The organism is Streptomyces sp. NPDC004647 (genome assembly GCF_040609575.1).
Classification (GTDB): domain Bacteria; phylum Actinomycetota; class Actinomycetes; order Streptomycetales; family Streptomycetaceae; genus Streptomyces.
On the sequence record NZ_JBEXKU010000145.1, the window covers coordinates 1 to 9464 of the forward strand.

Consider the following 9464-nt stretch of genomic DNA (forward strand, 5'->3'; position numbering starts at 1 on the left):
TGGCGCCAGGCCCGCGACGCGCACCGTGAGACCGAGGCCGCCCCCAAGCAGCCGGAACCCGAACGGCCCTGCCCCGGCCTGTGCTCCCCGCCGACGCGGGGGCGTTCCGATCGTCCGCTGGGGGCCCGCATGGATGCGCCGGTGCTCCCCGCCGACGCGGGGGTGTTCCGACCACCTCTGCCGTGTGGCTGGCCCACGCGCTGTGCTCCCCGTCGACGCGGGGGTGTTCCGTTCTCCGCCCTGTTCCGACTGGGCTACATCCCGTGCTCCCCGCTGACGCGGGGGTGTTCCGTACGACCACACCGCCGCCACCGCATCGCTCCCGTGCTCCCCACCGACGCGGGGGTGTTCCTTGGTCGGTGGCGCTGTGGCGCATCTTCCCCGGGTGCTCCCCGCCGACGCGGGGGTGTTCCGAGGTTCTTCGGGACGCCGAACTGCGAGTGCGGGTGCTCCTCGCCGACGCGGGGGTGTTCCGTTGTTCGTCGTGGATCCGGTGCCGGGGGCGGTGTGCTCCCCGCCGACGCGGGGGTGTTCCGTTGCCGTACGGCACGTTGCCCAGCACGGCGTCGTGCTCCCCGCCGACGCTGGGGTGTTCCGGTGTGGGACCTCCCGGAGGCCGAGAACCCGCAGTGCCCCCCGCCGACGCGGGGGTGTTCCCGTGGCGCTACCCCCGCCCAGGAAGGGTCACCGATGAAATGCCGGCGTTCGGGGTGACGGAATGCCGGTGAGGTCAGGGAAGCGATCTTCTTCGCCGGGTTCGGCGGCGACGTGTGCCTCGGATCCGGCTCCCCGTCTGGGAGTCGGATGCCTGCCGGGGGATCACGGGGCGGGCGTGGACGAACTCGGTGGCTTGGGCGAGTGCCGGGTTGTGGTCGCGTGCGAGCTGATGGATCGCGTGGACGAAGCTGCCGAGGAAGCGCACAAGGTTGGCCTTCTCCAGATCGGTCTCGCGCCGGTCAATCTGCTCGGCGATGTCGTTCAGCCAGTACGCCGACATCCCGCCGACCACCAGGCCGTCGCGATGCTCGAAGAGCTGACGGCAGATCCCCTGGGCGCGGGTGAAACGCGGCAGGTCCGCCGCGATGCGGTCGCGCTGCTCGTGCTGTTCGGCGAGCTCCTTCTCCTCGTGGTCCCGGGCAGTTTGGGGTGTACGCGGCTCATCGGGCCGACGGACCTGCTCGGCCTTGAGCCGCTGGGCCTTCTGCTGGGCGCCATGCCCGGTGCCCACGCACAGTGCCTCCCGGAACACGTCCCACGCCACTCCCGCCGCGCGACCGGTCTCGATCGCCTTGAGCTGTCCGGCATCCGCCTGCTCGTGCAGGTACTGCCACAGCTTCGCCCGGATCACCGCGGCCTGGCCGATGACGTCTTTCGGGTCGACCTTGCTCGTGTCAACCGCGAGCTTGCCCGCCACCCGTTCAGCGTGCTTCAGCACGAGAACCAGCTCGTCAGAGGCGGGAAACCGCTCGAACTCCGGGGGACCCGCCGCCTTGTGGAGCTCGCGGAGCTGGTCCACCAACGCAGTCGTGTTGACCTCGCCCAAGCGGATCGCAGGCCGCTTGGGACGGGACTTCTTCACCTTGGACGCCACGGCCACCACCACTCGATCCGAAGAGCCGAGAACCCCCGCTCCCAGCTCTCGTTGGTCCTGTCTCAGCTAAGTGTGCTGTCGCATGAGGTTGGTGCCACAGCCGCAATCACTGGGCGGTTGGGCCCGCCCGCCTCCACCGCCGGCCGCCCACACCGCAACTGAACTGACCACAACGCCGAGTGGGCTCGCACTTCAGCAGCTTCGACTTCACCGACGTCGAGGTCCGCCAACCGACCCGCACCTTTTCCAGACACCTGGAACTGGGCCGTGGCGCCGCGCCCCTCACACGGCATGTCCGCCCGCGCAGGGCGCGGGCGGACACAGTCACAGGATCATCCCCCTGGTCAGGGGGCGGGAGTGTTCATCCAGATCCCGTTGAGGCCCGGGCCGATGAAGAGCAACTGGTTGCGGTTGAAGTCGACCTTCGGCGGGTCGACAGGGCCGGGGTAGATGACACTGCCCCAGTTGTTGTTTGTCTTGATCTTTTCGACTGCCCGGTTCGCGTCGAGCCCGACGAAGCCTTCGCCACTGAAGCAGTCAGTGTCCCCGTCCTTGTACGCGATCTCCAATGAGCGGTGTGCATCGTGAAGTCGCAGGCCACAGGTCTGGTGTGAATGGCGAGTTGGATACTCGTGCCGGTCGGCGGCCGATGACCATGACGTAGATCATCGGGCGGGTCCGGCTCCGGCGGGATGCCGGGTTCGGCTGCGCCCACGACCGGCCCCGCCTACGATCCGTCAGCAGGTCGACACGCCGTGAGACCGCGGGAGGCCGCGGGGGATGCAGGAGCGGCAGTGGATCACTTCCCGCCGGAGCGAACTGGACGCTCTCGCCGAGGAGTTGGCCAAGAAAATCCAGGAGGTCCAGGCCGAGCGGGGTGAACTGGCGATCGTGGAGCGGGTGTTGAACCGCCTGGCCGAACAGGCCCGGGCCGACGCCGGGGCTGTCGCTCCGGTATCGGCGGAGGTGGCCGGGCGGACAGTCCTGCTCATCCCGCACCGCAGCGACGCGGCCGACGAGGGCGCGTTGTCCGGCGACTACCGCAAGATCCTGGCGATCGTGCGGGAGGCCGACGGCCCGGTGCCGGTCCGGGCGGTCGGCGAGCGGCTGGGGCTGGACGCCTCGGTGCGCGGCAAGCTGGAACCTTTGCGGGCGAAGATAACCAAGCTCGCCGACCGCGGCTGGCTGCACAAACGCCCTGACGGGCAGTTCACCGCACGTCCATAGCTGTGCAGGGCGGAGGCGTAACTGACGAGCCCCCGAAGGTAGTTGAGTTTGATGTGAAGAAAAACAACAGTTCCGTCGAGGGCCCTGACGGCCTTGTCTACACCGCCCGCCTGCCGCTGTCGAGTGCCACTCTGAACTGGCTCGCCGACCTGATACGCGGCCACCTCAAGAAGATCGGCTCCAGGTGGCGCGCCCTGCCCGCCGGGAAGATCGCCACCATCGTGCTGGCAGTGCTGCGCTGTGACCAGCGACCCTGCGACCTGGCCGGCGGCAACGGAGTACACCGCACCACCGTCACCCGATGGGTCCGGGAGGTCATCGGCCTGCTCGCCGCCCGCGCCCCACGCCTGGACCGGGTCCTGAAGAAGATCGCCCGAATGGGTGGCGGCATCGTACTGCTGGACGGATCGGTGATCCGTACCCGGCGCAGAACCGGGAAGGGGAACCGGAAGAACTACTCCGGCAAGAACAAATGCCACGGCCTGCTCGTGATCGCCCTCACCGACGACCGGGGCCGGCTGCTGTGGATCTCGGCGGCCCGCCCCGGGCGCACCTCGGAGATCGCCGCTTGCCGGCACGACAAGCTCACCCAGAAACTGCGGGAAACCGGGCTCGGAGCCATCGCCGACCTGGGATTCGTCGGCCTCGACGACGGCGGCCCCGACGCCGCCCCGGCGGTGATCACCGGCTACAAGGCCGCCCGGAATCGGCCCCTGACGCGAGGTCAGAAGCTGTCCAACACGGCACTGGCGGCCGTCCGGGCACCCGTCGAGCACGGCTTTGCCCACCTCAAGAACTGGCGCGTCCTCGGCAAGGTGCGCACCGACCCCGCCTGGGCGACCGCCCTGGTCAGGGCCTTGCTCGTCCTCACGAACCGCGAAGTCGCCCGATGACCGACGATCTTCACCAAAGTCACCTGCCAGCGACCAGCACGAGCATCCCGATGCCCACGCACACCAGCCCTGTGACCAGCAACTTCAGCTTGCGTACCCCCCAGTGGGGCCAGATCAAACGTCCTCCGGAACCACCTCACGACGCCTGATCTTCACGAATTATTTGCGAACCGGGGCCAGTTGGAGTCGCCTCGGTGCGTCCACTGAACGGACCCGACCACGGCCCCGTCATCACCACCCGCAACGGCGAAGCCATGTTCCGCGCCTCCTTCTCCAAACTCATCCGCGACGTCGCCCTCACCCACCCCGACCTGGCGGACATCAAGCCGGCACTGCGCGCCGACTGGATAGCACGCTCGGTCTCCCCCCTCCACACCCCCGAAATCAAACAAACATCCCATTCGGGCGTGGGCATGACATAAGATCAGACACGTGTGCGGGCCCCCACCAGCGGCCCGCACCAGCCGTGCGAAACAAGAGAAAAGGAACCCTGTGGAACCCATCCGACACCCCGCGCCACGGGCAAGACGCCGATTAACCCGGCCGCTCGGCGCCCTGATCGCCTTCGGCGCATCCCTGATGCTGGTGTTCACCACCGCCACCGCCGCCCAGGCGCACTACGTGTACCAGTCCGACGAGGTCTGGGCCAACACCGACTCCTCCAAGTGCCTGTACACCTACTCGGAGGTCTCCCACGGCAGCGGAGGCGGCTACGCCAAGTCCTACGGGCTGGCCTCCTCCGGCATCCCCTTGGCCCAGTCGTGCATCCTGGTCTGGAACCGGCCCCCGGGCAACCTCAAGACCGCATTTCAGTACTTCTACTGGGACGGCGCCCGGTGGGGCGTGTGCCGGCAACTCATGGGTACCCAGTACCCCGACGGCACCTGGAGCGGCTACGCCAACACCACCGAGACCTCCAGGATGGAACTCACCTACGACTTCGGGATCGTGCCGCCCTGCGGCGGCGGCTACTACGCCACCAAGGCCGGGTCCAACGTCTACTACGGCGGCACCTGGTACGGGGGCAACGTTCCTATCTGGTCCGGACAGCACTTCATCGAGCCGTAACCTGCAAGGACTGGAGACACCACGCATGAAGAAGACCCGTATATCCCTTGCTGTGGGAGCGGTGGCCGGGGTGCTGCTGCTGGGCGCCCTGGCGGCGAACGCCTCCGCCGATGAGGCGCCCCGCCCCGCCGACAGCGGGCAGGCCGAGAAGGCCGCGGTGCCGCCGGCGCCGCCCACCCCGGAGTGGGTCAACCCCGACGGCACGGTGGACGAGTCCAAGATGCCCGAAGAGCTGCCGCTGATCGGGGCGGACGGCAAGGTGGTCAAGGACGCAAACGGCAAGACCCTCATGGTCAAGACGCACGTCAAGATCGCGCAGTCCGGTGCGCCCCAGGCGCCCGTGGCCGGTCCCCGGGCCGGGGAGAAGCGGTCCACCAGCACGGACGCAGAAGGCCGCAAGACGGAGACCGTCGAGGTCAAGCCGTCCGTTCCGCCCGCGCACTGACCTGACGGACACGCCGGAGAAGAAGGGCACCGTATGAGCAGGCTGCTGGAAGCGGTGTGTGCGCTGACCGTGGGCGTCCTCGTTGCGCTCCTTGTATGGGGTGCTAACCCTGGCGCCGCGCGGGTGGCGTGGCGGGAGGGCGAGCTGAGCGGTGTGACGGTCGTGTTCGTGGCGGCGTGTGCGCTGTGGCTGGTGCTGTGGCGCAGGCGTACCGGGCGCGGCCGGCTGGCATGGCCGCTTGTGGTGCTGCTGTGCGGTGCGGCTGTTGCGCTGGTCGTGGCGGCCATGGCCGGTTGACCGGCGCAGGCAGGCAGGTGGGGCTTCCCGTTCTTGTGGGCGGGGAGCCCCGCTGGCGTTTTCGGGCTACGGCTGCTGTTAAGGATCTTGACAGGAGGGGCAAGGTATCCCTGCGTCACGGCTGCTGTGTCGCCGACCTGGTCCGATTCCGGGGCGTCACGCCTGCGATTTCAAGGCCGCCCGGAATCGGCCCCTGACGCGAGGTCAGAAGCTGTCCAACACGGCACTGGCGGCCGTCCGGGCACCCGTCGAGCACGGCTTTGCCCACCTCAAGAACTGGCGCATCCTCGGCAAGGTGCGCACCGACCCCGCCTGGGCGACCGCCCTGGTCAGGGCCTTGCTCGTCCTCACGAACCGCGAAGTCGCCCGATGACCGACGATCTTCACCAAAGTCACTTGCCAGCGACCAGCACGAGCATCCCGATGCCCACGCACACCAGCCCTGTGACCAGCAACTTCAGCTTGCACACCTCCCAATGATCCGGCCGGTGCCGTCCAGCACCACCGCCAGACGTCCACGGACGCCTTCTGGGGCGCGGCTGTGGCCGGGGAGGCGATTGCCCCCACGGTCACCAGGGCGGCGAAGGCGACCACGGCACCGCGCAGCCGCCGACGAACGGATGACGTCATGATTCCCCCTTTGAATCCCCATGGGCATCTAACAGCCCATGGGGCTCGGTGTATGCGGTCCCCGGCACCGTAACGATCACCCGGAAGGCCGCGGTACCTGGAACTTCTCAGGGTCGAATACACGCCACGTCTGTGCCCGCCCTCTCCCGACGGGGCTGGGAGCGGGCCGCGTCAGGGCCGACGATCAGCGGGCTGCTCGGTGCCTCGGCCTGGACTCCCCCGGGGCCCACTCGCTGCAGCTCACGTTCGAGGACGCCGTGGAACCAACGTCCTGAGACACCACAGCTAAGCCTGGGCGTCTCAGTCTTCTCCGGGCATCTGACCTCGATGCCCGGAGAAAACTGAGACGCCTCGGAGCGGAGTGCTCGCAACCCCTCAACGTCCACGCAGCATCGGGATACCGCCCAATTCGCTGCAGCCACCGTCGGGTTGGCTAAGTCGCGCGCCGCTCACTACTGCACACACAACCACTGCCCCGGTCGGGCCCTAGGCGGAATACTCTGCCGGTGCCAGACTCACGGCATGAGCCACGAGGGGGCACGGCCTGAACTCGCGCACTTTTACCCGGGATGGATCTGGGACGATCAGTCAGTTGGCCAGATGAAGAGCCTTCTCTTGTTCTTCGACGGGTTCGCGCTACTGCTGCCGGAAGAACACTTCAACTCAGTAGTGACTCGTGAGGTTCAACTAGCCGAGCCCCTGAAGCAGGCAGGGCTGTTGCACAACCTGGAGCCGAGAGACTGGCTGGACAGGGCCACCGCAGCGCATATCCGCCGGGTAGCCGAGTACGTCCTGCCCGACACCTCCGCCGCTGGCGGACGCTACCCGAACCTAGGGGCCATCAGCATGGGGCACCTGGCGTTCTCCACCCTCGTAGGCGGGGGCTCCGCCGAGGATGCAGACAGGGTCGTGGAGCGGTTGCTGCGCTCTGGAGCAGTCACCCGGCGTCGTCCGGATCTCGGAGCGGACATGGTGGAAATGCCGGGACACGTCCGCGCGGCTGTTCTCATGACCTTGGCTCTTGCTGCTCAGGCGAAGGTGTCCGATCAGCGGATTCACCTGGTTGGGAAGTACCAGCAATCAGCCTATGCGTCAGCAGTGGAGCACGTCATGCCCCGCGGAGTACGTAAGGCGCTGCCTAAAGCCAGGAGAGCAGGAGAGGTCCTCCATCGTGACATTCTGGATGTCGGGATTGACTTGTCCCGGGTACCGCTAGATGAGGTGCTGGACTACAAGCGGGAGCACGGCGCGGAATACCGGAAGTACGCCCAAGATCTCCGGCGTTTTGTGGGCGAGCTCGAAGCTGCTGAGCCACACGACCGGCAGAGGAGGATAGACGAGCGAGCGGAGATGCTCGCGGACCATGCTTCTGCCCTGCGTCGCGCCCGGCGTGCCTGGGGGCGCCCTGTGGCCGCAGTGGTGCTGGCCGGGGCAGGCGCGGCGTGGACCTTGCACCAGGCTAATGACGCTCTGGGAGCCATCATTTCCCTGGTGGGAGCAACGGTAGGGGCTGCGCCGCCGAATCGGCCGGAGTCGCCATTCACCTACCTGTTCGGGGTGAAGAAGGTCGCCTAGTGCTGAAGAGGGTCGTGCCCTGCCAACTGGGAGTCTTCGCTTCGGCATCCCGGCGCCGCTGCTCTTGTCAGCCAGCACAGATGCCCGCATCCCTTAGCCCGCGTATCAGCACGTTGATCGACCAGGCGAGGTGCGCGCCGGCGTCGTCGTTCCGGAGGTAGCAGGCCACGGCGGGTTGGGCGTTCGCGCTGGTCGGGAAGTGCCGCCAGGAGACGCATCCGGTCAGCGGGACCTGCACGGCGAAGTCGGTGACGGCCTCGATGCCGTGCTACCAGTGCGCTAGCGGCGGCATCGACCAGGTGACGTCCTCGGTCAGCAGCGCGACCAGGGCGTCGGCGTCGCCGCGTTCCAGCGCGGCGGAGTCCACCGGGAAGCACTCATCACCGCGCGGCAGCGGGCTGTCTGGCGAGCGCCCCGCCGACGAGGGATTCCTTACCGCCTGAGGCGGGCGGCGGCCGCAGCTGGCGCCGATCGTAAACGCAGCGTCCTGACCACCGCGCTCACAAAGATCCGCGCAAGCTTGTAAGGGCGGGCGGGTGTCACCTGCATGAGCCGTCATCGGCTCCTCTTTTGCCACGGCGAGCCGCACGCGCCAGCACCCGCCGCTGCAGAGGCTGTCTGTCGACCCGGGGCGAACTGGATACGCAAAAGCCTTCCACCCGTATCGAGGGATGGAGGCCGCTACTGCGCTGACGCGTGGGCGATGACGGTTTCCTCGCACGGCCCGGTCGGCACCAGCCCACCAGGGCAGGGCCCAGGTGAACTCCCAGCGACAGCCTTGCACTCGGTACAGCAAGAGTGTCCCGAGCATCGGTGCAGGTGGCAAGGTCCACAAGGCCGAGATGGGGCGGCGGTGCAGCGGGCCACCTCGGTCCCCATACGCCTGAGCTGGTGACAGACGCCTTTCTTCCGGCGATCAGTGTGGTCGGTTACTGGCCCCGGCCAGTGACATAGTCGCGGGCGCGGTCGACCAGCCCGAGGCCGGGAGCGAGAAGCTTGTTGATCGGCGGAGTGCTGGGGGAACTGGGGTGTGGCCTGGTGGGGGCCATCTTCTTTGCGTTGCGGACCTTTTCCCCCAGGCTCTCCAGCACGAAGGGGTGACACCCCTCGCGCAGCCGTACGAAAAGGTTGGTCTCCTCGTCCTTGACGTGCGCGGTGACCTCGGTCTTGAGCTTGACGACCAGCCGGTCGAAGTCGAGGTCGTCGGCAGCGCGCCCCTCGAGGTCCTTGAGGAGCTGCTCCACGCGGCCGTGATCGGCGATCTCCTTGTCCGCCAGCGCGCCGCCCCCTTCCAGATGTTCGCGCACCGCCGGGTAGAGGTGCTGCTCCTCGGCAACAGAATGCCGCACCAATTCGATGGTCAACGCTTCGAGCAGACGCTTGCGCTCGGCACCGCCGGGTGCCGCCTGCTCGTACTGTTCGAAGAGTTCATCCACTTCGCGGTGATCGGTGGTCAGCTCCGCGATGACATCGCCGCCATGTCCCATTGCCTGCTGCCCTCCGATACCCGGCAACCAGGCCGTCCGGATGCCGACAGAACGGGTTCCCAAGCATCGCAGCCCGTAACACCGCACTGCGCGGATTGCTCCAGATGCCGCCAAACCCGCCACCCCCCGCTACGGCAGCGGACGTTGGATGACCGGCCGCTCGAGCGGCGCTGCCCTGCGCATAAACGCCGCAGCGGCAGTGGAGTACCGCCGTCGCGCCCGCATCCCGGGCGCGACAGCGGTTCGCCAGG

Annotated in this window: 11 protein-coding genes and 1 pseudogene; 8 read left to right on the forward strand and 4 right to left on the reverse strand. The window is 67.8% G+C overall.

Translation table 11 applies throughout. The features are described 5' to 3' along the window. Positions 1 to 730: 730 nt before the first annotated feature. Together ABZW18_RS33380 and ABZW18_RS33385 are read right to left on the reverse strand one after the other, a co-directional pair. Complete coding sequence (locus tag ABZW18_RS33380; RefSeq protein ID WP_356194934.1) at positions 731 to 1591, reverse strand: hypothetical protein; 861 nt, start codon at positions 1589 to 1591, stop codon at positions 731 to 733. 344 nt (positions 1592 to 1935) lie between these two features. Continuing rightward, positions 1936 to 2160 (reverse strand): hypothetical protein, encoded by a 225-nt coding sequence (locus tag ABZW18_RS33385; RefSeq protein ID WP_356194936.1) that lies wholly within the window; start codon positions 2158 to 2160, stop codon positions 1936 to 1938. A gap of 211 nt (positions 2161 to 2371) precedes the next feature. On the opposite strand from ABZW18_RS33385, the gene ABZW18_RS33390 reads away from it, so the two are divergent. From ABZW18_RS33390 to ABZW18_RS33425, 8 genes and pseudogenes are all read left to right on the forward strand, one after another. Then, positions 2372 to 2818: a hypothetical protein gene (locus ABZW18_RS33390; protein ID WP_356194938.1), complete on the forward strand. Its 447-nt coding sequence runs from the start codon at positions 2372 to 2374 to the stop codon at positions 2816 to 2818. Positions 2819 to 2871: 53 nt separating this feature from the next. Further along, positions 2872 to 3711, forward strand: coding sequence for a transposase family protein (locus ABZW18_RS33395; RefSeq protein WP_356194941.1), 840 nt, complete (start codon positions 2872 to 2874; stop codon positions 3709 to 3711). 194 nt (positions 3712 to 3905) lie between these two features. After that, positions 3906 to 4133, forward strand: coding sequence for a hypothetical protein (locus ABZW18_RS33400; protein ID WP_356194944.1), 228 nt, complete (start codon positions 3906 to 3908; stop codon positions 4131 to 4133). Between the two features lie 157 nt (positions 4134 to 4290). Next, positions 4291 to 4779, forward strand: coding sequence for a hypothetical protein (locus ABZW18_RS33405; protein WP_356194947.1), 489 nt, complete (start codon positions 4291 to 4293; stop codon positions 4777 to 4779). 25 nt (positions 4780 to 4804) lie between these two features. Beyond that, positions 4805 to 5224: a hypothetical protein gene (locus ABZW18_RS33410; RefSeq protein WP_356194948.1), complete on the forward strand. Its 420-nt coding sequence runs from the start codon at positions 4805 to 4807 to the stop codon at positions 5222 to 5224. 33 nt (positions 5225 to 5257) lie between these two features. Beyond that, positions 5258 to 5521: a hypothetical protein gene (locus tag ABZW18_RS33415; protein WP_356194950.1), complete on the forward strand. Its 264-nt coding sequence runs from the start codon at positions 5258 to 5260 to the stop codon at positions 5519 to 5521. 172 nt (positions 5522 to 5693) lie between these two features. Beyond that, positions 5694 to 5894, forward strand: a pseudogene (locus tag ABZW18_RS33420) (transposase family protein); the annotation flags it as partial. Positions 5895 to 6673: 779 nt separating this feature from the next. Beyond that, positions 6674 to 7726, forward strand: coding sequence for a hypothetical protein (locus tag ABZW18_RS33425; protein WP_356194952.1), 1053 nt, complete (start codon positions 6674 to 6676; stop codon positions 7724 to 7726). Positions 7727 to 7793: 67 nt separating this feature from the next. Here the strand turns inward: ABZW18_RS33425 and ABZW18_RS33430 are convergent, their stop codons facing one another. Together ABZW18_RS33430 and ABZW18_RS33435 are read right to left on the reverse strand one after the other, a co-directional pair. Beyond that, a complete protein-coding gene (locus tag ABZW18_RS33430) occupies positions 7794 to 7964 on the reverse strand; it encodes a hypothetical protein (protein ID WP_356194954.1) in 171 nt (56 codons plus the stop codon). Positions 7965 to 8655: 691 nt separating this feature from the next. Continuing rightward, positions 8656 to 9213 (reverse strand): hemerythrin domain-containing protein, encoded by a 558-nt coding sequence (locus ABZW18_RS33435; RefSeq protein WP_356194956.1) that lies wholly within the window; start codon positions 9211 to 9213, stop codon positions 8656 to 8658. Positions 9214 to 9464: the final 251 nt, after the last annotated feature.

Coding starts and splice junctions, on each gene's coding strand:
- ABZW18_RS33390 (WP_356194938.1), top strand. CDS start 2,372: ATGCAGGAGCGGCAGTGGATCACTTCCCGCCGGAGCGAACTGGACGCT.
- ABZW18_RS33405 (WP_356194947.1), top strand. CDS start 4,291: ATGCTGGTGTTCACCACCGCCACCGCCGCCCAGGCGCACTACGTGTAC.
- ABZW18_RS33410 (WP_356194948.1), top strand. CDS start 4,805: ATGAAGAAGACCCGTATATCCCTTGCTGTGGGAGCGGTGGCCGGGGTG.
- ABZW18_RS33415 (WP_356194950.1), top strand. CDS start 5,258: ATGAGCAGGCTGCTGGAAGCGGTGTGTGCGCTGACCGTGGGCGTCCTC.
- ABZW18_RS33425 (WP_356194952.1), top strand. CDS start 6,674: ATGAGCCACGAGGGGGCACGGCCTGAACTCGCGCACTTTTACCCGGGA.
- ABZW18_RS33435 (WP_356194956.1), bottom strand. CDS start 9,213: ATGGGACATGGCGGCGATGTCATCGCGGAGCTGACCACCGATCACCGC.